This window comes from Chryseobacterium sp. T20 (assembly GCF_047345655.1).
Classification (GTDB): Bacteria; Bacteroidota; Bacteroidia; order Flavobacteriales; family Weeksellaceae; genus Chryseobacterium.
The window spans coordinates 1-23564 of the sequence record NZ_JBLFDU010000021.1 but is presented as its reverse complement, the minus strand read 5'-3'; the positions used below and the strand labels follow the sequence as shown (position 1 = coordinate 23564).

Genomic DNA, 23564 nt, shown 5'->3' with positions numbered 1-23564 from the left:
AGGTCCTTTAGAAGAAAAATGTGAATTGCTGTAGAATTAATGGTTTATTGTGAGATTCCTAAGCCCTGCTTTTTTACTTTATCGACAGACAGCTTTAGAACTGGCGATTTTCCGTCTAGCGTACCACGCAGCTCTCGATATAGTTTCCCCTTATTGATCGAATAGCACAGAGAACCTTCTGTATTATCTTTCCCAGCGAGTATCTTTAGCTTTTTAAAATTATCTATTTCAAAACCGTCAATTTTGTTTGGAATACTATTGATATTTGTAGACAATTGCTTATACAGGATATTTAATTCCCGATCATTCGTTGATTGTAAAGCTTTTAAAATATTTTCAATCTGGCGGGAATTCGCTGGCAGTACAGAAAGGTACGCACTCTTTGGAAAAAGAGAAACAAAATCCTTATTAAGAATTGAAATGTTAGCTGGATCAAAAATGCAATATTCTACTTTATCCCTGGCAAATCCAGCTATAATATGATCGTAACCACGTTCTTTGAAACTTCTTAGGATATCTTGGTTGTCGAAAGCATCCATAAATTCGAGGTATTCCCCTAATCCGATACTTTCATCTATAAATTCCAAAGCTTCATCAGGATCGGAAATATTCTCTTCAAATACTATATTAACAATGTCGGGTGCTTGGTCGGCACAACCGAATACATCATCCAAATTCAGACATTTTTTTAGGTGAACCTCGCACTCGTAGACCTTTTCACCAAAAAGTTGAGCTATACCAATTTCTTCTGTAAAATGAATGCCCCGAAGACAATTGTCTCTATCTGTATTTTGACCTAGGTATCCTAGTGAAAATTCATTAAAATCGCTGTTTGTTCCGTGATATAAGGTTTTAGTTATAGGTTGTTTAGGTTTGATTGAATCCATATTAAATTTATTTTTTTTAATTTCTACTAGTAAAAAGTAAGTTCGTTATAATCAGTGGGAGATAGGAGAGTACATTCTCAGCCTAGGCTCCTGGTTTTCTTTCATCGTATTGAAATCATTCCTGTCGAATTAAATGAGCGAGTTCAGGATCATTTTCAATTCTCGTCAATTCCTTCGAAATTATAATCGAAACATCCAATTTTATCTGTCGGTAATTTTCGTTAATTTCCTGTTCCATAATATCTTCCCCAGATTCGGATAGAAAGGATCGTATCTGTGGAATAGGTTTATAATTCTTGGTCTCGTTGGCGACCTTTCCAGTATCAACCACGATCTGGGAGTGGAATATCTTTTGTTCTATTTTTTCACCAAAATTATCCGCTACGGCTCCGACGAACATGCCCTGTGATAAGGTTGAGATCTTTGATGCAGGAATCAAGCTATCGAGCTGTGTGGAAATGGAAGAGCTGGTATCATTTCTGTTGATACTGATGGATTGTCTTTTTTGTACAATTTTCCCGAACCTTTCTGACAATGTTTTTGCAGTGTCACCAACCACTTGTCCCGCGAAAATATTACCGACTATATTTTGGATTACTTTAGATTCTTTATCGCCATAATCTCGCGTTAACATTGAAAAGTCTTGCAATCCCAAGCATACGGATATTAAATTACTTCTGGCGGAGGCAATCAAGTTGTCCAAGCCCCGAAAATAAATCTGGGGTAGCTCATCGATAATCAGCGAGCACTTGAGCTGCTTTTTTTTATTTATCAGACGAACAATTCTTGAATTATAAAGACCTAGCGCGGCCGAATATATATTTTGCCTATCTGGGTTACTTCCAACGCACAGGATCTTCGGTTCTTTCGGATTATTTATGTCAAGGGAGAAATCATCCCCGGTCATAACCCAATATAATTTTGGAGAAATAATCCTTGATAATGGTATTTTTGCGGATGCGATCTGGCCCTGAAGCTGGTCTTGCGCTCCACCTTCCCACGCATCTAAAAAAGGGCTTAAGTAGTTCTCAAGTTCTGGATAGCTTGTCAGAATCGTAAATAGATCGGCGTATTTCTTATTCAAAAGTTCAATGGCATGGGGAAACGTACAATAAATGCCATTTTGATATATCTTGAGGAACCAAATAATGGAGGCAAGTAAAATGATTGGTGATTCTACAAAAAAATCTCCCTGTTTCTGAATCCATGTCCTGTTTAAATTTAACATTATCGTATATGCAGATTCGTACGCATCGGAAATATCACTCAAAAATGACGGGCTTAAAGGATTACATCGATGACTTCGACGCGGATCATCAAAGTTTAAGACGTAAAATTGTGGTTTGACGTTATACTTATCATAATGTTTTACCAAATGGTTGTATACAATTAGAGAAAGATCATCAAATTTGAAATCGAATACATACATTGAAAATCCTTTCTCAATGTGCTGCTTGATATAATTGTTTATAATAGCATAACTTTTTCCTGATCCCGGCGTACCGGCAACTATTGCTGCACGAAAAGGATTTACAACATTTATCCATCCATCGTTCCATTTTCCTTGATAATAGAATTGTGTAGGTAGATTAACGGAGTATTCATTTTCGATAAGACGGGTTTCCTGCATGAAACTTTCATTTTCGTTGTTGAAAGGGTCGTCCATTAATCTGTTCTTTAGGAGCCTGCTCATCCATAAACCAGCTACCATCAGTAGGATAAATCCCGCTGAAGTCGTAAGCATATACAGAGGATTGGATATTTTAAGGAGCGGAAAATTTAAAAGAAAAAGAGCAAAACCGGATATCAGGCATATGTAAATGTTTTTCCATTTAATTTTTTCATTTTTCACACCTTTGGTACCAAGGCAACTGAGGGCCAATAAGATCAATGCAAATACTTTACTATATAGCGAATTGTCGAACAGGCCGGTTGTCCTATGAAAATTCTTTAATATCCTCTCCAGGACTTCAAGGGTCCATCCTTGTTCGTAGAAAAAGGAATAACAGAACCAGTAGAAATTCATAAGTACCAATAGGATACTTACTGCGCGCATAAAGGCCATAATTTTGGCTAATCCTCGCAAATCGTCTTCTTGCATAAGTGAAAATTTTCACCATAGATATTATCTCTGCGGATGAAAATTTGGGAAGTTGTTCCAAGCGGTATAAGTTGTCCTGTAATGTCTTATATCAAGGATAAAACAAGTTTTTAGAGACATGGAAAATTGGTGTGAAATGTGGGTTTTTAAAATTGGAATATTTTCAGAGAATTTCTATTTTGAGACAAAATTCATATTATTAAAAAGAATTTCGAAAGTAAATATATTATCATGCTGGATACAATCGGACAATATGAAGAACATTTTAATAAGCAGACTTTTAGGATTACATTTAAAACCCGTGATTTCCAGATTGTTTTATTGAAAAAAGATTTAACGAAGGACCAACAGGAATTTTCCGTTTTATTAGATGGGCTGGTTCAGACTCTTATTAAGAGAGATGGAAAATGGCATTTTGCACATGGCGAAGATAACGATCTGGCAGAGGACATCTGGCGCCAAATAGCTCTTCGTTATAGGTTATGATATCCAAGTTAGCCTAATCGTCTACATTTTTGGGAATTCAATCAATAAAAATTATAGGTCATTTATGAAAGTAGATTTTAGGATACCTAAAAAGTTTGTTATATATCAAAAAGGGTCGGTCTTTTCAAATTTTGATAATGAGGTGGATCATAATGTGGCATCTTGGATAGAAGGAAAGAATTACTGTGCTGAATTTACGGCCAGTAATTTTCACGGGCTTGTATGGTGGAATGATGAACTGGGATACTGGTGCGTCGAAATATGGCAGGATCGCGTCTATAAAAGTTCATATATGGCAGAGAGATTAGAAGACCTTATTCAGGAAGTGCAGACCACTTACGGTTTTTTGTAGGCTGTACCATCTTTCTGAAGCTTTTGCTGACGATTATCAGGTGGGACGTTTTTTTCGTTTTTTCTTCATCTGATATTCAAAGGCTTGCTCTTCGGGATCTTCGGCAAATGTGCCAGTGAGTAGTGATTCGAGGAACCCAAAACCATCAATGTTAGAAAGATTTACCATAAAATCAAAAAACGGATGTAAGTGATCAGATGTGGTTGTATTATTAGTTGAATTTGTCTGATTAATAATAATTGGCTGTACTATTTTATTTTGTTTCAGTTTTAAGTCGTGACTAGAAAATAGTTCTTGAAAGACATTCGCCGAGAATTGCTTTCCTAGTTGGGAACCGTTAAACACATTCCTTGTATTATGCTCTATAAAGGTAATGCCGTAAATTCTGTCTTGCTCATTTCTCCTGATAACAGTATTAATGCCATGCTGGATCAAATAGTCCTTAAAAGTCATTTCGTTGGAATTTAGCTGCATTGCCTGCTGGATTACTTCTGTAATGGAAGATTTAGCTGATGCGCTGTTCGCTCTACTTTTATCAAAATGAGCCCTGAGTTCTTTTAGTCCTGCCTGTTTACCAAACAATGAAGATTTAAAGGGATTGCTTACTTTATTCCCATTTTCATTTGTAGCTAAATAAACCAATCCCTCTTTGATTTCCCCTAGGTATTCCTTTTTGATGTGCTCAGACGTTATATTAAAAAGTGACAACAATGCGTTGTAACTGCCCAGGCTCTGGAATTGGTAATATTTTGGAAGATGACGAACAATAGATGCGATCTGAGCTTTGATATTTCCTGTGGCAAAATTAATAGGATTTAGTGGGATGCTGGATTCAAAGAGCTGCTTTTCAGGTGCAGGCGATAGGTTAAACTTTGTTTCGAGTTCTCTACAGATATCCATTGATTTTTTCTTTTCAAATGAATCCGGAATTTTAATACCCTTACAATCAACTGTTGTTGATACAATGTGTATATGCGTACGTTCGATGTCAGTATGCTTGAAGACGACATAAGGTTGTTCGCCATAGCCCAATTTTTGCATGTATTCCTCAGCAATCTTTATATAGTCCTCATCAGAAATACTATCGTTTGGATCTGGATTAAGTGAAATATGAAGCGCTGTTTTTTTGGTGTTTTTATTTGCCAGTAAATAAGGGGCAAAAGAAGTTAAAAGTTGCATTGCCGTATAATTTCCGTCAGCAGTTTCCTTCATATGATGAAGGTGCAAAATCTCGCCATTATTATTGAGAACTTTGCTGTGGTTGTACAGTAAAGCTCCATATATATTAGTTCCTCTTCCGATTTTTGCGACCATTAATTTTCTTTTTTTAGCAGGTACTCTGTTTCAAACTGTTTGGTGAGAATCAGTATTTCCTTACATAAATTGGCTAATTCAAGGGTATGTTTTTCCAATTTTCCAACATAAAGTATGGTTTTTTTATCACTGAAGTTTGTATGTAGCACCTTAACAACCTGGTTATAATTTACGCCGATGGCTCTGAATTGTGCAAAGAAATGCGATAATTTTGTTGTGTATTCGTTTGCGCTAGCATCTATTTTAATTGATTTTATGCGTCTCTCAAATAATAATGATACAATAAACTTTGCTTTTGTATCCAGTCCACTCTGCTCGAAAAGTGATAAAAACCTAGTGTTTTCTGTATCGGTCAATCGGAATACATAGCGGTGTATCGCTCTGTTTATTTTTGGATTTCTCCCGCCTTTGTGATGAGCTTTCATATCTTTTTGCCAAAACATATCTGTTTTTAGAATAGCAAACTGGTTTTTTGCTTATTCTTTCCTAAGTCGGCGTTTAATAGCCGAAAAGAAGACAATAGTTGATAAAAAAATTAATTAGTACATACGACTTCGGAGGATTTACTTAGCTCTCGGCAGGAGCAAGTCGTTTTGGGGCACAAAACGAGTTTTGAGGCACTCAAAACACAACTTGCTCTGTTCACGGGAACAGAAATAAAAAAAATACTACAGTAGAAGTTAATCCTAAAAGGATTAAGTCAATTTCGGAAAAGATAGGTTAGTATGTCCCTGATACCATTAATGCCTATTAAAACTGTTTTCCTTTACAACAAATGGGGAAGATTGGTAAACCTGCATTTTGGTCAGGAATGCAACATGTCAATAAGTAGGTAATAAAAGTATTAGGTTTTAAAAACATAAAAACATAAAAGTGTAAAAGCATAAAAGCGGTAAAATTCGCAAAATGTCTTTTGTAGCTATGGCTATATGTTTTTACAATTTTTTTTATGGGCATATTTCCTACTTGGTAATTATACAAAAGGTAATAGAACAACTTATGTATAAGGTTTTGTACACAGCGATTTTAGAAGGGAAAAGGTAAAATATATTTCTGTGTTCCCACTTGTGCTGTTATGTTTTTAAAATGATTAATAATATATAAGCAATGGAAAAAAAGAAGAAAACTTTAAAAGTTAGCATTTACACTCAAAAGGGAGGAGTGGGGAAGTCCACAATCACCACTTTGCTGGCAAGTGTGCTGCATTATCGATTAGGTTTTAATGTTGTGGTTATGGACTGTGACTTCCCACAGCATAGTCTGAGTAATATGCGGGAAAGAGATAAAGTAAGTATCATGAATAGTGAATATCACAAGAAGGTAGCTATGAAGCAGTTCCAGACCATAAATAAGAAAGCGTACCCGATTATAAAGAGTAAGGCGGATGTAGCTCTGGAAACAGCTTTAGAGAATATAAGTCAGCTTTCTGTTGAGCCAGATATTGTCTTCTTTGATTTACCGGGTACAGCCAATACAAAAGGCGTGTTAACCGCGTTAAAGTCGATGGATTTTGTTTTTTCTCCTATTACAGCTGATCGTCTTGTTGTGGAGAGTACACTTTCGTTCAGCAAGGCCTTTCTTCAGCTTCCTCCCTCAGATGATCAGAATGAAGGGCTAGCCCTCTGGTTGTTTTGGAACCAAGTTGACGGTCGTGAAAAGACAGGTCTCTACAATGCATACCAGGAGGTGATCGAGGAACTTGGTCTACTTATGATGAAAACAGGTATTCGGGATAGTAAGCGGTTTAGAAAAGAGACGGATGATACTATTAATTACGTTTTTCGATCCAGTCTGCTACCAGGAGAGTTGCAGCTATTGAAGGTTACCCGCTTTGACCTATTTATAACGGAGTTTCTAAAGATCATTCACCTATAAATTTTAAAGAAATGACAAAAGGAAAGGAACGAAAAGATTTTGAAAGACCTGTCGTCGATGAAGATTATCTCATGCAGATTATGAGTGGGGATGAGCCGGCTCCAGATAAGATTGTCGAGAAACAGGCTGAACAAAAAGAGAGCAAACCCCGCGAACGGGCAAAGTCATCATTAGCTAAGAAAGTTGATTATGAAGAAACGTTTCTGGTCAACCGTTTTCCTTCGGGAAGAAGTGGTAAGGTTGTATACATTCGATCGGAATTCCATGAACGTTTGCTTCGGATCGTACAATTGACACGGGAAGATAAAGTAACGCTGTACTCTTACATAGATAATATTTTGGAATATCATTTCCGGGAATTTGGAGGTGACATCACTGATTACTTCAATGATCGCTTTAAACCGATAATCTAATTGACAATGAAAAAGACACAAAACAAAGTTGAAGTTACCATTAAGGTAAATCAAGAAACAGGAATTGCTAAGGGAAGATACGAAAAGTTGTTTCTGCACAGAAAAAATATGGAAAAAAGGGGCGAAAAAAGTATCTATTTGCGAGAAGAGTATCACCAACGTTTATCCCGAATTGCGCAAATCATTGGCGGAGACAAGATTCCTCTCTATGCCTACCTCGATAATATACTTTCGCATCATTTTGACCAATTTGAGTCGATGATAATCGAGGAATTTGAAGCTAACTATAAACCACTTTTTTGACCATGTTATGGAAGGTTTAATACAAATTGTGATCCTAGTCTGCCTTTTCATCATTATAGGCCTACTTGCTGTTGATCAGGTGAAAATAGTTAAGTCCGGAAAAACAGCGGAACCAAAGCAGGATTCGTTCACTTTGCCGGACATTATGGGCAGAATAAATAAGGACATGGAAAACCCCAGGTTACTTGAAAACAAAACAAAGCGCAGGATGTTGATGACTGGTAAAATCGCTAAAACTGATCAATCTAGAGCACATATAAAAAATCTTGAAAGTCCAGTTCTGGTCAAAGAACTGCCATCGGATCCGATAGAAGATGAAGATTTCTCCATAGATGATTTTCCACCGTTTGATGATAGGTTCAGCCAGGGAGTTTCACTTGAAGAATTGATGATCGTTGGAAAACTCCTTCAGCAAAACGATCTTGAATCCCACCAGGAAAATGAAGTTATCGATGTCATGCAAAAAATTCAAGGCACCGAATTATATGGTCTTTTGGAGCATTCAATTGGAGATGCTTCCAAAAAGGTAGCAAAACTACTAGATAAAAATTTCAAAAGCAATGAATTTGGTGAGTTTGATGCACAGGATAGCTTTGATAAATTTAATATTGATGATTTCATTTAGCGACACGATCTCCTGATTATTTTAAATTTTTGTAATAGATCGGCACGGTGTAAAAAACTAAAATTGGAAGGTTATGTGAGTTATTTATAATTGAAACACAACAAGGAAAGGAGGAAACATAAGCACTTAATAAAAAAAATATAAAACAATGGAAAGACGGCCACCCATAATTGAAATAGAAGGAACACCATTTTACGTAGACATAAGCCGCTTTGCTCTTGTTGAAAATGGAAATTCAGGAAATGAGATCAGCTTTTTAGATATGAAGGACTACGGTACCCATTATGAGTTCGACTACAATCCCAAAACAAAAAATTTTAGCCGTGGAAATAAATATGGAGAGGATGAAATTCCGGTGAAGGTCCAGCGTCTTGGCTTATTAGATCCCTACGGAATGATGAAAACCTACAATTGCACTTTAGATGACCTCGAGAGGAGGACTGATTACGGAATTATTGTCGATTATAATAAAGAGTTATATCATAGAAGGTGTAGCGGTGAGCGACCAACAATTGATTTAGCGGGTAGGATTTACGAGATTCTTTACGAGGATAATTCACTGCATCCAAAAGGCTGGGAAGGCGAAACTGTTTTTTTGTCTGACTACCGTCAAGGCTATTACGACGAAGAAGAAGAAATGTATTATCTATATTATGACACCAGTGAAAATAGGGTTGTAGATCCTGGCAGGGAAGGCAGTTGGGACAGAACGGAAGATTGTATAATGGTGAAGGTCAGGGATCTCGCCTCCTTAGACAGTTTGAAATCAGCGGAGAAAGAAGGAAATGCTTACACTGGCATTATTTTTTGCAACGTTCACCTAAATTATGTTGCAGATACAATACCCTTAAAAAAAAATGATATTAATGTTAACGAATTAATGAATCTTCGCCAAAAGTATGAAGAAAAGAGAAGAGATCGACTACCGATAATCAACATTATGGGAACTGATTTCATCGTTGATGTTGTAAACTATGAGCTTCGTCAGAGGGGAAATGAGCGTAATATCCTTTATTTACAAGACTGGAAAGAGGTAGAGAACGGATATGGATTTTATTATGATACAGCTCTTAAAAACATTCCAAAAGAATCGTTCAACCTTGAAACTACGCAATATGTAGAGATTCCAGAGTTTGTTAAAATGGCCCCTCTGGAAGTTGCAGAAAAAACACATAAAAATTTGCTCGAATCTCTTCAGATGACAGATTTTGATCTTATGGTCAATTCATACATGTTTAAGGAACGAATTAATGGCAACCTACCCACGATTTACCTTGGCAGACGGAAAGAAGCATTTTATGTCGATCTACAGCGAGGGATGCTAAGACCTTATTGTCCGAGTTCAGTGCCGAGTATTAGATTTGCAGAAATCGAAAAGTATTTTGAACCTGATAAGGATATTTATCTCGTTCCGTTTAATAATTCAACAAATAAGGTAGTAACACTTGATTACACTACTATAAAAGAAGTTCCAAAGGATGTCGATCTGCTATCGATCCCATCCTTAAAGAGAATGGATCGGGTTGGCTGGAACATATTGCATGGTTTTGATGCAAAGGCAGGTCTAAAACTGGTAAATTTTCAGATGGACTTTATAGCTGAAAAGATTGCTTCTCTGGAAATATCTTTGACCTCAAAAACTGGGCAAAATTGTGTATTAAAGGAGAAACAACAGATAAAAAACCGGTCTGAGGACAATCAGCATAAGAGTAGAAAGCAAAAACGTGGACGGGGTATTTAATATTATCCCAATTACTAAGTTTATAACAAATACCTTTTTCTTCTTTCCAAATTTCTACTGCTGATAAGCAATGCAAAAAAGACTTCTTAGGAAAAGCAAGGCTCCAATATCCACTTTTATTTCATTCCTATATTATTCCATGAGTTTTAGCCTACAGAAATCTAGTACTAACACCAAATGCAAAAGCTATGGAAACAAACTTGCCAGTATTTAAATGGGAAAATTTTGAGTTTATCATCGATGTTCAGAACAACAATGTATGGGAAAAATCAGATCCAAAAAATATCTATTTGTTATGGCAGATGGACGATCTTGGAAAAGACGGTTACACATTTGAGCACTACGATGAATCTACTGGTAGATCCGTCAAGGTCAATCTGCCCCCGTTAATAACTTTAGATCCGAGTGGTATGGCTTTAAAATACAATAAGTCCCTGGAAGAAATTAAGGGGTCAAGTGATTTTGAGGTTATGGTTGATCAGGGCTTGCTTAAAAATCGAATTTCTTCCGGCCAACTTCCAACTATTACAATTGCCGATAGTATTTTCTATGCAGATGCGCGAATAGATCTATTAAGGCCCAAAGATGATTTTTCAACACTGGGAATCCGTTTTGACGACCTTGACGATTATTATGTTGTGGAAACCAACACTTATGCATTTCCCTATAATCCACGAACGCATGAAATTGCAAAGCTGGACTATGAGAATATCACTGAATATCCAAAGGATCTGTTATTTGTTGAAATTCCAGATGTGAAGGTACTCGATCCTGTCGGCTGGAACAGGCGAAACGGATGGCCAGAAACAGATGATCTAAAGTGGGTTGGATTGACGCTCGAATTTGAGGCTAAGATCATTCCCTGGAAACAAACAGGGATAGATGATCTTATTAATGAAAATAGATTAAAGAAACCTATCCAGAAAGCCGCCAAAGCACAGGAAAATTCTTTCAAAAACAAAAGAGGACCAAAGCTATAATTATATAGATGGGTAACAATAAGGAGCCGTCAAAGTTGAGTACTTTGGCGGTTTTTTTTTGTCCAACAATATGCCCAATTAGGAAACCTTAGGCCAATTTAGTCCGCTCTATACCACTCTTCCCAATTTCATTTCATTCCGGTGACACCTTTGTTTCCAAGCCCGCACAGACGGGGATTACGAACAAAAAATGTAATGAAACATGAAAAATCGAAGACTAAAAATTCTGTTAGTATTTGCTATTTGCCTTTCCTTCCAAAGTGTGCTCCTAGCCCAAGGAAATGGTGTAGCAGGTATCTCAGAAGCAACCCAAATGGTAACCAGCTATTTTGATCCTGCAACCAAGCTGATCTATGCGATCGGTGCTGTCGTGGGACTGATTGGAGGGGTGAAAGTGTACAACAAGTTTTCTTCTGGAGACCCTGACACGAGTAAAACAGCGGCGAGCTGGTTCGGAGCTTGTATTTTCCTCATTGTGGCAGCAACAATACTGCGTTCATTCTTTCTATAAAATTGACTATGAAGTATCATATCAATAAAGGAATAGGGAGGACGGTTGAATTCAAAGGTTTGAAAGCTCAATATCTTTTTGTTTTCGCCGGTGGACTGCTTACAGTTCTCATTCTTGTGATGATCATGTACATGGCTGGAATTCATACGTACCTCTGTTTGAGTATCGGAATCGGTGCTGCATCAATTATAATCTGGAAAACTTTCGCACTTAATGCAAAATATGGTGAGCATGGTCTAATGAAACTTGGTGCAAGAAGGGTGCATCCCCGATACATTATTTGCCGCAAACCAGTCCATAGGTATTTAAAAAGAAATCTCACCACCAAAAAACAAATTTTATGAGAAACATATCCAAAACGACCACCTTGGAAAGTAGATTTCCATTGCTGGCAGTAGAAAATAATTGCATCATTTCAAAGGAAGGAGATATCACGCTATGTTTTCAAATTTTTCTTCCTGAGCTCTTCACCGTAGGAGCAGATGTTTACGAATCTATTCATTCTACATGGAGCAAGGCTGTAAAAACACTTCCTGATTTTACCATTGTGCATAAGCAGGATTGGCACTTAAAGGAAAAATATAGACCCGACTTAGAAAATGCTGAGCACAGTTTTTTATCTCGCTCCTTTCAAATGCATTTTAACGAACGCCCCTTTTTAAATCACTACTGCTATGTTTTTATAACCAAAACTACTAAAGATAGGATGCGCATGCAAAGCAATTTCAGTAGTCTTTGTAAGGGAAACTTAATCTCAAAGGAGGTAAGAGATAGGGAAGGTATGCGACGATTTGTAGAGAACGTTGCGCAATTCCAGCGTATCATCAATGACAGTGGATACATTAAAATGAATCAGCTCGAAGAGTCTGACATTATCGGTACTAAAGATGGTAGTGGATTATTGGATCAGTATTTCACACTATCACGCGAAAAAAATGTACCCTTAGAAGATCTGGCACTCGGTGCCGAGGAACTACGAATTGGAAGCAACCGAATGGTTTTGCATACACTTTCAGATACCGATGATCTACCCGGTGCCGTTTCTGAATCGCAACGCTATGACAGATTATCGACCGACAGAAGTGACTGTATGTTATCCTTTGCCTCCCCCGTTGGACTAATGTTGAGCTGTAATCACATTTATAATCAATACCTCTTCATTGACAATAGTTCCGATAACTTACGAAAGTTCGAAAAATCTGCCCGTAATATGCATTCACTCGCAAGATATAGCCGCGCCAACCAGATAAATAGGGAATGGATCGAAAGGTATTTGAATGAGGCACATTCTCATGGGTCTCCTTCTATTCGGGCGCATTTCAATGTATTTGCCTGGTCTGAAGATCGAGAAGAATTACGACAAATAAAGAACGATGTAGGAAGTGCCCTGGCATTGATGGAATGTAAACCACGTCACAACACAGTTGACGCTGCCACATTATTTTGGGCGGGGATACCGGGAAACTCAGGTGACTTCCCCTCTGAAGAATCCTTTTACACCTTCATCGAACCAGCTCTTTGCTTTTTTACAGGGGAAACGAACTATAAGGATTCATTGTCGCCATTTGGGATCAAACTCGCAGATAGGCTGACTGGTAAGCCAATTCATTTGGATATTTCGGACTTACCTATGAAAAAGGGCATTATTACCAATAGAAACCGTTTCATTCTGGGGCCATCTGGGGGTTGGCGGGCTACCCTTAATTGAGTAGCCCGCCAACCCTCCAAAAAAATGGAAGTGGAAAATCATTCTTCACCAACCACATGGTGAGACAGTATTATGAACAGGGGACACATGTACTTTTAGTGGACACTGGAAATTCTTATCAGGGTTTATGTGAGCTTATAAAAGGAAAGACGAAAGGCGGTGATGGCGTTTATTTTACTTACACCGAAGTTAATCCGATTGCGTTCAACCCTTTCTTCACGGACGATAATGTGTTTGACATCGAAAAAAGAGAGAGCATCAAGACGCTTATCCTTACTCTTTGGAAACGTGATGACGAAGCGCCGAGGCGTAGTGAAGAGGTGGCTTTGTCAAATGCAGTTGCGGGATACATCGAGCAAATAAAATCATCCTCTGTTCAACCAAGTTTTAATGGCTTTTATGAATATGTGAAAGGAGACTATAGGAGGGTCCTTCAGGAAAAGGAAGTCCGCGAAAAAGATTTCGACCTGGCAAATTTTCTAAATGTGCTGGAACCTTATTACAAAGGTGGAGAATATGACTATTTGCTGAATTCAGAAAAAGAGCTTGATTTGCTTAATAAGAGATTTATTGTTTTTGAAATTGATGCAATAAAAGATCATAAAATCCTATTTCCTGTTGTGACAATAATCATAATGGAAACCTTTATTAATAAGATGCGTAGGTTAAAAGGCGTTCGTAAAATGATACTAATTGAAGAAGCCTGGAAGGCCATTGCGAAGGAAGGAATGGCGGAATATTTAAAGTATCTGTTTAAAACGGTTAGGAAGTTTTTTGGCGAGGCCGTGGTGGTAACCCAGGAAGTGGACGATATTATTCATTCACCGATTGTACGTGAAAGTATTATTAATAATTCAGACTGCAAGATACTGCTCGACCAACGAAAGTACGCTAATAAGTTTGATGACATTCAAAAAATGCTGGGTCTGACCGAACGCGAAAAATCTCAGATTTTAAGTATTAATCAGGATAATGACCCCACACGCCTCTACAAAGAAGTTTGGATCGGTTTAGGTGGAACGCATTCCGCAGTATATGCCACAGAAGTTAGCCACCACGAGTATTTGGCGTATACAACTGAAGAATCTGAAAAATTAGAAGTGATGAATCTTGCGCAGGAATTGGGTGGCGATGTTGAGGGAGCAATCAAGAAAATATCCTTACGAAGGATCAAAGGACTGTCGAGAGAAGACAATTAACTATTTAATAACAATCCTAAAAATTTAGAAAATGAAAAATTTTATTATCACCGTAGTAATGGTGTTAACAGTAGCCATTACCCAAAAAGTACAAGCACAATGGGTCGTAACCGACCCGACAAATCTTGCTTCGGGAATTTTAAATTCCGCCAATGAAATTGTACAGACCTCTAGTACGGTATCAAATGTTGTGAAAAATTTTAACGAAGTCAAGAAAGTTTACGAGCAGGGGAAGGAATACTATGATAAGCTAAAGGCCGTAAACAATTTAGTCAAAGATGCCAGGAAGGTGCAGCAGACGGTATTGCTGGTCGGAGATGTCAGTTCAATGTATGTAAACAATTTTGGGAAAATGTTGAATGACAAGAATTTTTCTCCGAATGAACTTATGGCTATCGGTAACGGCTATTCTGCACTATTAAATGAGAGTACTGAGCTGCTTAAGGATCTCAAGCAGATCGTTACTTCAAGCAGTCTTTCATTGAATGATAAGGAACGAATGGAAATTATCGACCGCGTATATAAGGAGGTCAAAGAATACCACAGCCTTGTTCGATACTATACGAGTAAAAATATTTCTGTCAGTATTCTTCGTGCAAAGAAGCAAAACAATACCAAAAGGGTAATGGAATTATATGGAACAGATGGACAAAAGTATTGGTAAATCAGAAGAAAAATTATGGAATTTAATAATCTACATGAGCTCCTTCGGGGGCTCTACGATGAGATGCTTCCGATGTCTGCTACAATGGCAACTGTTGCCAAAGGGGTTGCCGGATTGGGTGCATTGTTCTATGTCGCGCTAAAAGTGTGGCAGGCATTGAGCAGAGCTGAACCTATCGATGTTTTCCCTTTACTTCGACCGTTTGCGATTGGAATGTGCATCATGTTTTTTCCAACCATCGTACTGGGAACCATTAATGCAGTTTTAAGCCCGGTTGTTCAAGGAACACATAGTATGCTGGACAATCAGGTGCTTGACCTAAATAAGCTACAGGAGCAGAAAGACCTATTGGAAAAGGAGGCAACACTGAGAAATCCAGAAACAGCCTATCTGGTCAATAACGAGGAATTCGATAAAAAACTGGAAGAGTTGGGCTGGGCGCCAAATGATTTGGTTACGATGGCGGGAATGTATATGGATCGCACGGCTTATAATATGGAGCAGGCAACAAAAAAGTGGCTTCGGGAACTGCTGGAAATTCTCTTTCAGGCAGCTGCTTTGGTCGTCGATACAATTCGAACATTTTTTCTGATCGTGCTGTCGATTTTAGGCCCCATTGCATTTGCGATCAGCGTATGGGACGGCTTTCAAAGTACATTAAGCCAGTGGCTGACACGGTATATAAGTGTTTACCTATGGCTTCCTGTGGCGGATATGTTCAGTGCAATGCTTGCGAAAATCCAGTCTTTAATATTAGAGCGGGATATTGAAATGCTCAATGATCCAACATTTATTCCCGACACCAGTAACACCGTATATGTGATATTCATGATCATTGGAATTGTTGGTTACTTCACCATACCTACGGTAACGGGATGGATTATTCAGGCTGGTGGCGCTGGGAATTTCACCAGAAATGTTAGTCAGATGGCTATGCGTAGCGGAAATGTCGCAGCTGCTGGTGCTGGAGCTGCCATCGGCGAAGTTGGAGGTCAACTTATGGGTAATAATCAAGGTGGGCAAAAAACGAAATAGTTATGGAGTTTAAAACTTTAAGAAATATAGAAAATAGCTTTAGACAGATCCGGCTATACGCTATTGCTTTTGCATTGCTTTGCTTTGGAGTGACTGGATTTTCAGTCTGGAAATCCTATTCTTTTGCAAATGTACAGCGGGAAAAGATTTATGTTTTGGATCAAGGTAAATCGCTTATGCTGGCTTTATCACAGGACGCTGCCATTAATAGGCCGGTTATGGCCAGAGAACATGTGCGCAGATTTCACGAGCTGTTTTTTACGCTTGCTCCCGACAAAGCTGCCATCGAAAGTAATATGAAACGCGCATTTGATCTGGCGGACAAAAGTGCCTACGACTACTATCATGATCTTGCAGAAAAGGGATACTATAATCGAATTATCTCTGGCAATGTGCAGCAACGAATTGAGGTTGACAGCGTTGTATGCAATTTTAATTCTTACCCCTATTCCGTGACTACCTATGCCAAGCAGTTCATTATCAGATCTAGTAATCTTACGAGGCGAAGCTTGGTCACTTCCTGTACACTCTTGAACAGTGTGAAATCAGATAATAACCCACAGGGATTTCAGATTTTGAAATTCGGTGTATTAGCAAATAAGGATGAGGAGGTTGTTGAGCGGTAGAAACAAGTGGTAAACGAATGAGAAATCTGCATAACAAAGGTTCATCATAGCTAAAAAAATAGTATGAAAAATTTTAGAAATACAATCGAAAGCGAGTTAGAAAAACTCGATAATAGGTGGCAGGCATTACCGCTGAAGACCCAGTGCAGGTATGTCATTATTCTTTTTGCTTTTTACCTAACAATGGGCATCGGTGTGCTTGTCAAGGTATGCTATGATCTGGGCAAAGAGGATCGGCAAATGGAAATAAGCCATATAGAATCTCCCTCCATTAGTGAGGGCTCCTCAGCGAAGAGGGATTCTAGCCTAATTAACTATAAAAAATATAGAAATGGAAGAGAAAGAGAATAAACGGGTAAGTTTAATCGTCGATGATGAAACTGGAGGTGATAATTCCAGTTTAACCGAGAACAAATCAAAAGTTGACAAACTTAAAAAGCCGTTGATTTTTGGGCTCATGGGAATTGTCTTTATTGCGTGCCTGTATTTGATATTTAAGCCAAAAAGCTCTGGTAGCGCAACAGATGAAAAGGGATTAAAAAATGTTGTTCCCGAAGCTACGGACAAAGGTTTGCAGGCGGACAAACAAAAGGCATACGAAAAAGAGATGTTGGATGAAAAGGAAGCTGAAAAAAGAAGTTCATTGCAATCACTGGCTGATTATTGGAATAACAACGGCGATAGTACTACAGCAGAATTTCCTGGTTCTACCGCAAGTGTTGGAAATACATCAGGAAATATTGGAAACCCAGGTTACCAAAATAATTCGTTAACAAGCTACAGAAATGCACAAAGTACGCTGAGTTCCTTTTATCAAGATGATGATAGGGAGAAATTGGAATTACGCAGGAAAGTTGATCAATTGCAAGAGAAGCTTTCTGCAAAGGATGTTCCGGCTGCTCCTACCTTGAATGACCAGCTAACTTTAATGGAAAAGTCGTATCAAATGGCGTCAAAATATCTTCCCAGTGGAACCCAAGGAACTGATATGACAGCAACAGCTAATTCTAAAGATTCAGCAAATTATAAAAATCCTAAAAGTCCAAGTAAATCCGAAAAAATGGAAAGTCTAAAGGGACTACGAAAAAGTATAGTGAGCGCTTTGTATCGCGAACAAGATGACAGCACTTTCCTAGCAAGTCTGGAAGGTGAAAGGAATTATTCCTTTTTAACGGTAGGGGCAAGAGAAAAAATTGGGATTGCAAGGAATAGTATACGTGCTATAATTATGGAAACTAAAACTGTTACGGCGGATGGCTCTGTAAAGCTGAGATTACTGGAAGATGCAACGATTGCGGACTACAGCGTTCCCAAAGGGACGGAAATGGAGGCTGGGACAAAATTTCAGGGGAATAGGTTACAGTTAAAAGTTTCATCAGTTGAGATCAAGGGTAATATCCTGCCTGTTGAGATACTTGCTTATGATGTAAATGGTCAATTAGGTTTATCTGTTCCAAGGTCTGATGAAATCAATGCTGTCGGTGAGATAGCTGCTAATATGAGCCAGAGTTCCGGTATGAATATTTCCATGTCGCGTTCAGCAGGACAGCAGGTGGTTGGTGACCTGACACGAAGTCTTGTGCAGGGAGTTTCGGGATATTTTTCAAAAAAAATAAGGAATGTCAAGGTGACCCTTAAAGCCGGCCAGCAAGTCTTACTGGTTACAAAAAAGAATAATTAACAAAAATCAAAAAGATGAATATCATAAGGAATTCAGTTTTATTAGTCCTTTTGGTGGGACTATTTATAAAAACTTTTGGACAACAATCCGATCTTGAAAAGGGAAGGGTCGAAGCCTATAGGCTTGAGGTAACCTACAACAAGACTACTCATTTAATCTTTCCTGTTGCGATAAGATATGCAGATCTGGGTTCAGAATTGCTTACTGCTGGAATAGCGGAAGATGCTCAGAACGTTCTGCGTGTTAAAGCTGCGGTAAAGGATTTTAGTGAAGAAACTAATTTTAGTGTAATTACAAAGGATGGGCAATTCTATAATTTTAATGTGACATACAATGGTTATCCGCAAACATTAAATTATGACCTACTTAAAATGCAACAAGAGGGGGAACGTGTCGAGCAAAAAAATGTCCAGTTTGAGGAACTTGATTTTAACCCACCTTCATTAACGGAAACGGTGATGAAGACCATTTATCAGCAAGACAAACGGTACATCAGACACATTGGAGCTAAATCGTATGGTGTGCAATTTATCCTGAAGGGCATATTTGTACACAATGGAAAATTTTACTTTCATACGGAAGTTAAGAATAAATCTAACGTTCCTTACTTAATTGATTATTGCACTTTCAAGATTGTGGATAAACAGGTTGGTAAAAGGACAGTATCGCAGGAAAAACAGCTTGCACCATTACGTGAATATCCGATGATGGAGATCGTTTCAGATGAATCATCGGCTTCAAATGTCGTGCTTGTCGATCAATTTACCATTAGTGATGATCAGGTTCTAAAGATAGCATTGTATGAGAAGAATGGAGGTCGAAATCAGGTGTTAGAAATAGAGAATTCCGATCTGGTGAATGCGAAATCTGTTTCGGATATGAAAATCAAAATTAGTCAGTAAAAAAATATCTTATGAAAAATTATATCATTGTTTTGATACTTATGCTTATAAGTATTCATGGATATTCCCAACGCATGGTCTATAAACAAAAAGCCCTAGAGGTAAGTGTCGGAATGCTGGCAAGTAAAGATGTAAATTCTAATTACTACGTCAATTTAACCCTAAATAGCTTCGGCAGGCGAGGAAACTACTGGATTTGGAGTACGGAATTTCAGCGGCGTACTACAGATTATAAGCAGTGGACGATCCCTTTGGAAAATTATTTGGGTGAGATTGGATATAGTGTACAGTTGCTTTCGGATGCAAGAAAGTTTATCACACTTAATGCGGGATTGACCGGTGTTGCCGGATATGAAGTTTTGAATCGTGGTGATAGCATACTTTCAGACGGCGCGCTGTTATTGAATGACGGTGGTTTCATCTTCGGTACTGCAGGTCGATTATCTCTTGAAACTTATTTATCGGATAGGATCGTTTTGCTTTTGCAGGGGCGCATTAGGGTGCTTTGGGGAACAGATTTGGATCAATTCAGACCCTCTTCTGGGATTGGATTACGCATTAACTTTTGAAAAAATAATGTTATGAAAAATATAATGCATATTAGTCAAATGTCATTTGGTACGCTTGTACTGGGGTTGATGGCGATTGTTGGAATTATCTTCTTGTCAGGATGTACAAAAGATACTTTGGATATCCAGGAGAATTTTCCTTTTGAGGTAAAGGTAATGCCAGTACCAAAAGATATAGCACTGGGTGAAACAGTAGAAATGAGAATAACGATTATCTCTAGTGGAGAGTACGCTGAAAATAAGTATCACATTCGCTATTTTCAGAACGACGGACAAGGAACATTGAGATATTTTGATCATAAACCTTATCTTCCAAATGATCTATACCCTTTAGTGCAAAAGGAATTCAGACTTTATTATACCTCTGAGTCATTTGTAGCACAGAATTTTGACGTGTGGATCAGTGATAGTTTTGGTAATGAAAAGCAGCTATCTTTCCAATTTAACAATAAGAAGCTAGGCCCCATTATTATTGGTCCAGTTAGATAATTTCTAAAACTGGAATTCTTTGTTACTTTTATAAAACGAAAATCCTACACTACCAGAATGAGCCCATGCTCGATTGGACGGCTTTAAAGCCGTCCTTTTTTGTTACAATTAAAGGATCGGTAGTGAGTAGTAATGCATTTAATTGGTAATTTATTGGCTGTTATTTCTTTATTAGATTAAAAATATTATATTTAAAAAACTATAGGCCGTAAATTACACTATACGAAAACTTATTATAATGCCAGCTCTGAGATCGGTCTTACTTTGAAAACTAATTAGAGGTTACAATGAATTTTTACACCATTTCATTATTGGATGATTTGGCTGGGCGAAATATCTCTAAATTTTGCAATTTAAACTTTGTGAAGCCAGCCGTTTTGTTCTCCGACCAATTGGAATTATCTGGGCGTTTGCAAAGTATTGTGGATAGCTTTTATGCTATTTTAAAAAAGCTTGATATTATTCCAAAAGAAGCAATTAAGAAGGAGCATGTATGTAGCTTTGATTTTACAGATTTAAATGATTGCGAACCCATCGTGCTTGACGTTATTGCTAAGCTGAACTGCAAAGCCCAGGCTTTTAAGGATGTGTTTCCAGTTCATCACAGATATACAGAAGGGGACAGCATGCACCTTGTGGTTGGAATAGCATATTTGGAAGACATAAGGAATGGTTACTTGCATTTTGTTGACCTATCGGTCCCAAAGCATGTACTACAAGACGTGCCATCCGATGTTTCATACATAAAGGATTTACTAAAGTCGTATAATTTGGGATTTAAACAGACCCTTCAAAATTATATTGAATCCGAAGGTTATATTTATGAGCATTTTCAGCGCGACTCCAAGCTCTGTCTTGGTGATTCTTTCTATCGGTTTTGGTTAAAAATTAAGTTGTTGGAAGCTGTTGGTGATATCGCCTTTACTACCCTTAGCCTGAAGGAAATAGCATTCAAAAACAATTTTTCTGATTACGAGAACATGCACAAGGTTTTTGTAAGGAATGGAATTCGTCTTGGTGATATTCCGCGATTGGCCAAACTGAAGGTTGGTAAATAAATATTTGGCATGTTTTTCCTCAAAATGGAAATATTGTCATCAATATTGTCCGTATTATATTTTCCTATATTGGCGAAATTTGTCATAATCAATGCTAATGATTATGATAGTTGTAAATTTTATAAGGAAGCATTTCGTGAAGATTGTCAGCATTTTGCTGGCCTTGCTTTTTATGTATGCTGCCGCCAACAAACTATTAGATTTTGAAAACTTTCAGGTGCAATTGGCACAATCACCTCTTCTTAGCGCATATGCTGGGATAATATCTTACGGAATTATTACCATTGAATTAATTGTTGCAGTCATGCTCTGTTTGAATGAGTCCAGGCAGGTGGGGTTATATGCATCCCTTGGATTAATGAGTGCTTTTACCATTTATATCTATCTTATACTAAATTACAGTGACTTCATCCCCTGTAGTTGTGGAGGAATTCTTGAAAAGTTAGGCTGGACCGAGCATCTAATCTTTAATATTTGTTTTGTTGTTTTGTCTGCACTAGGAATTTTCGTTCTTGTTAGAAAAAACAAGGGTAAGACGTGGAACGCAATACTTTTATCAATAAGTACGGTCATTGTCAGCTGTCTTGTTGTAATTATCATGTTTATCTCGTCGGAAAATATTATTAAAAAGGAAAACAACTTCACCAGGCGGTTCTTGCAGCACCCAATTTTTGATGATAAAACGGTGAATTTGAGTGTGAATTCCTATTATTTTGCGGGAATAGCTGATGGTAATATTTATCTTGGAAATCCAACTACGCCATTATTTCTTGCAAAGATAGATACTGGTTTCCAAAAGCTTACAAGAGTTAAGATAACTTTGGATAAGAAAAACTATCCCTTCCGAAATATCCAGCTTCAAGTCAAATCGCCCTATTACTATTTGTTTGATGGTAATGTACCTATTATCTACCGTGGGAAACTTAATGATTCTTTAGCACATACAATTAGCTACGGGGATGCATTTTTCAACCAACTATCGGTTTTAGATTCAGGGAAATTTGTACTCCGCGTACAAAAAAGGTCCGATAAGCAATATTCGATGGCCTCGCTAGACCTTAACAGAAACCCGAAGCTTGAATTAAAGCCTACAGTTCTGGAGAAACAGATTGACGGTGTTTTTGATGTGGATGGTATCTTAGGAGTTGAAGCTGGTGCAGAAAAAGTAGTTTATACTTATTATTATCGAAATGAATACATCGTAATGGACAGTAACTTGAATATACGTCATCGACTTAACACGATTGATACCACTAAAACCGCGAATATATCTGTAACCAAGCTGTCTGACGGAAGAAAAAAAATGAATGCGCCATCTTTCAGCGTAAATAAAGGGTTTGCTTTGTTAGGTGATTTAATTTTAAACCGTTCGAATTTAAAAGGAAAACATGAACCGGCGGGCTCATGGAAAACTTCTTCTATAATTGATGTCTACAGGACAGATGAACAGCGGTATATAGGAAGTTTCTACATAAGGAATAAAAATGGTAAAGCGATGTCAGCTATGATAAGCGACGGGATTTACTTGTATGTGCTTGTTGACAACGAATTGCAACGCTATAGGATTAGAAAGGACGCATTTAAATAAGAAACAAAACGAAATTGATGATTCTGGGAATTTTCAATGGATACGGATATATAGGGGATTAGCCGAAAACCCTGTAACAGATTAGGCAATAACCAATTAAATTATGATCGCATGAAAAAATTATTATTACCAACTCTTATTGTAGCAATGGGATTTGGTGGTGCTTATGCAGGTAGTAAGGTAAGTAAAGCAATCCCAACTTATCACATGGAGGCAGGAAAATGTATTCAGGTACAACAGGAATGTAATGAATTACCTGGAGTAGTTTGTACTTTGAATGATGATGGCGTTACGCAATTGTACAAATTCAGAGCAAATGAAACTACGTGTTCGTTTGAACTTAGCAGAAGTAATTAATAAGCAGGAAGGATGCCCTATTGGTGGCTGTTGCACAAAGTAGTTTTGCGAAGCCACAAATAATTCCGTTCTAAAATTAGGAAGGTTGAGGAATCAATCT

25 protein-coding genes and 1 pseudogene are annotated in these 23564 nt (G+C 37.8%); 22 read left to right on the top strand and 4 right to left on the bottom strand.

Annotation, left to right across the window (positions count from 1 at the left end; genetic code table 11):
- Positions 1-44: 44 nt before the first annotated feature.
- Together ACMA47_RS24985 and mobC are read right to left on the bottom strand one after the other, a co-directional pair.
- Positions 45-887 (bottom strand): hypothetical protein, encoded by an 843-nt coding sequence (locus tag ACMA47_RS24985; RefSeq protein ID WP_413931975.1) that lies wholly within the window; start codon positions 885-887, stop codon positions 45-47.
- 115 nt (positions 888-1002) lie between these two features.
- Positions 1003-2988 carry a conjugal transfer protein MobC gene (mobC, locus tag ACMA47_RS24980; RefSeq protein ID WP_413931974.1) on the bottom strand — a complete coding sequence of 662 codons (1986 nt, stop codon included), beginning with the start codon at positions 2986-2988 and terminating at the stop codon, positions 1003-1005.
- Positions 2989-3219: 231 nt separating this feature from the next.
- Between mobC and ACMA47_RS24975 the strand changes: the two genes are divergently transcribed.
- Both ACMA47_RS24975 and ACMA47_RS24970 read left to right on the top strand, forming a co-directional pair.
- Entirely contained in the window at positions 3220-3474 is a 255-nt protein-coding gene (locus tag ACMA47_RS24975) for a hypothetical protein (RefSeq protein ID WP_413931973.1), read from the top strand.
- Between the two features lie 154 nt (positions 3475-3628).
- A complete protein-coding gene (locus tag ACMA47_RS24970; RefSeq protein ID WP_413931972.1) occupies positions 3629-3826 on the top strand; it encodes a hypothetical protein in 198 nt (65 codons plus the stop codon).
- A gap of 36 nt (positions 3827-3862) precedes the next feature.
- Here ACMA47_RS24970 and mobB read toward each other — a convergent pair whose 3' ends face one another.
- Positions 3863-5140, bottom strand: a complete 1278-nt coding sequence (gene mobB, locus ACMA47_RS24965) for a conjugal transfer protein MobB (protein ID WP_413931971.1) — start codon at positions 5138-5140, stop codon at positions 3863-3865.
- Positions 5140-5583, bottom strand: coding sequence for a conjugal transfer protein MobA (mobA, locus tag ACMA47_RS24960; protein ID WP_413931970.1), 444 nt, complete (start codon positions 5581-5583; stop codon positions 5140-5142). The genes mobB and mobA overlap by 1 nt, the downstream gene beginning before the upstream one ends.
- A 664-nt stretch (positions 5584-6247) precedes the next feature.
- On the opposite strand from mobA, the gene ACMA47_RS24955 reads away from it, so the two are divergent.
- The 20 genes and pseudogenes from ACMA47_RS24955 to ACMA47_RS24860 all read left to right on the top strand — a co-directional run bounded on the left by ACMA47_RS24955 (position 6248) and on the right by ACMA47_RS24860 (position 23464).
- The gene (locus tag ACMA47_RS24955; protein WP_413931969.1) at positions 6248-7015 is read left to right on the top strand and encodes a ParA family protein; all 768 of its coding nucleotides are present in this window, start codon (positions 6248-6250) and stop codon (positions 7013-7015) included.
- Positions 7016-7026: 11 nt separating this feature from the next.
- Complete coding sequence (locus tag ACMA47_RS24950) at positions 7027-7428, top strand: DUF3408 domain-containing protein (protein WP_413931968.1); 402 nt, start codon at positions 7027-7029, stop codon at positions 7426-7428.
- A gap of 6 nt (positions 7429-7434) precedes the next feature.
- Positions 7435-7731, top strand: a complete 297-nt coding sequence (locus ACMA47_RS24945; protein ID WP_413931967.1) for a DUF3408 domain-containing protein — start codon at positions 7435-7437, stop codon at positions 7729-7731.
- A 7-nt stretch (positions 7732-7738) separates the two neighbouring features.
- Complete coding sequence (locus ACMA47_RS24940) at positions 7739-8356, top strand: hypothetical protein (RefSeq protein ID WP_413931966.1); 618 nt, start codon at positions 7739-7741, stop codon at positions 8354-8356.
- A 148-nt stretch (positions 8357-8504) separates the two neighbouring features.
- Positions 8505-10097: a hypothetical protein gene (locus ACMA47_RS24935; protein WP_413931965.1), complete on the top strand. Its 1593-nt coding sequence runs from the start codon at positions 8505-8507 to the stop codon at positions 10095-10097.
- A 188-nt stretch (positions 10098-10285) separates the two neighbouring features.
- Complete coding sequence (locus ACMA47_RS24930; RefSeq protein WP_413931964.1) at positions 10286-11077, top strand: hypothetical protein; 792 nt, start codon at positions 10286-10288, stop codon at positions 11075-11077.
- A gap of 202 nt (positions 11078-11279) precedes the next feature.
- Complete coding sequence (locus tag ACMA47_RS24925) at positions 11280-11588, top strand: DUF4134 domain-containing protein (protein WP_076394234.1); 309 nt, start codon at positions 11280-11282, stop codon at positions 11586-11588.
- 8 nt (positions 11589-11596) lie between these two features.
- Positions 11597-11932, top strand: coding sequence for a DUF4133 domain-containing protein (locus ACMA47_RS24920; protein ID WP_076549646.1), 336 nt, complete (start codon positions 11597-11599; stop codon positions 11930-11932).
- Positions 11929-14495, top strand: a pseudogene (locus ACMA47_RS24915) (TraG family conjugative transposon ATPase). Before ACMA47_RS24920 ends, ACMA47_RS24915 begins: the two are co-directional and overlap by 4 nt.
- Before the next feature lie 58 nt (positions 14496-14553).
- On the top strand, positions 14554-15159 hold the full coding sequence (locus ACMA47_RS24910; protein WP_394343641.1) for a DUF4141 domain-containing protein: 606 nt from the start codon (positions 14554-14556) through the stop codon (positions 15157-15159).
- A gap of 15 nt (positions 15160-15174) precedes the next feature.
- Positions 15175-16194: a conjugative transposon protein TraJ gene (gene traJ, locus ACMA47_RS24905; protein WP_076351014.1), complete on the top strand. Its 1020-nt coding sequence runs from the start codon at positions 15175-15177 to the stop codon at positions 16192-16194.
- 2 nt (positions 16195-16196) lie between these two features.
- Complete coding sequence (traK, locus tag ACMA47_RS24900; RefSeq protein ID WP_413931963.1) at positions 16197-16820, top strand: conjugative transposon protein TraK; 624 nt, start codon at positions 16197-16199, stop codon at positions 16818-16820.
- A 63-nt stretch (positions 16821-16883) separates the two neighbouring features.
- On the top strand, positions 16884-17171 hold the full coding sequence (locus ACMA47_RS24895) for a nitrogen regulatory IIA protein (RefSeq protein ID WP_413931962.1): 288 nt from the start codon (positions 16884-16886) through the stop codon (positions 17169-17171).
- Positions 17152-18501, top strand: coding sequence for a conjugative transposon protein TraM (gene traM, locus ACMA47_RS24890; protein WP_413931961.1), 1350 nt, complete (start codon positions 17152-17154; stop codon positions 18499-18501). Before ACMA47_RS24895 ends, traM begins: the two co-directional genes overlap by 20 nt.
- Positions 18502-18515: 14 nt before the next feature.
- A complete protein-coding gene (traN, locus tag ACMA47_RS24885; protein WP_413931960.1) occupies positions 18516-19403 on the top strand; it encodes a conjugative transposon protein TraN in 888 nt (295 codons plus the stop codon).
- Between the two features lie 11 nt (positions 19404-19414).
- Complete coding sequence (locus tag ACMA47_RS24880; protein WP_413931959.1) at positions 19415-19972, top strand: conjugal transfer protein TraO; 558 nt, start codon at positions 19415-19417, stop codon at positions 19970-19972.
- A gap of 12 nt (positions 19973-19984) precedes the next feature.
- The gene (locus ACMA47_RS24875; protein WP_413931958.1) at positions 19985-20461 is read left to right on the top strand and encodes a DUF3872 domain-containing protein; all 477 of its coding nucleotides are present in this window, start codon (positions 19985-19987) and stop codon (positions 20459-20461) included.
- Positions 20462-20748: 287 nt separating this feature from the next.
- Positions 20749-21519, top strand: coding sequence for a helix-turn-helix domain-containing protein (locus ACMA47_RS24870; RefSeq protein ID WP_413931957.1), 771 nt, complete (start codon positions 20749-20751; stop codon positions 21517-21519).
- A 136-nt stretch (positions 21520-21655) separates the two neighbouring features.
- Positions 21656-23107 (top strand): DoxX family protein, encoded by a 1452-nt coding sequence (locus ACMA47_RS24865; protein ID WP_413931956.1) that lies wholly within the window; start codon positions 21656-21658, stop codon positions 23105-23107.
- Positions 23108-23218: 111 nt separating this feature from the next.
- The gene (locus ACMA47_RS24860; protein ID WP_413931955.1) at positions 23219-23464 is read left to right on the top strand and encodes a DUF6520 family protein; all 246 of its coding nucleotides are present in this window, start codon (positions 23219-23221) and stop codon (positions 23462-23464) included.
- The last annotated feature ends 100 nt before the right edge of the window (positions 23465-23564 follow it).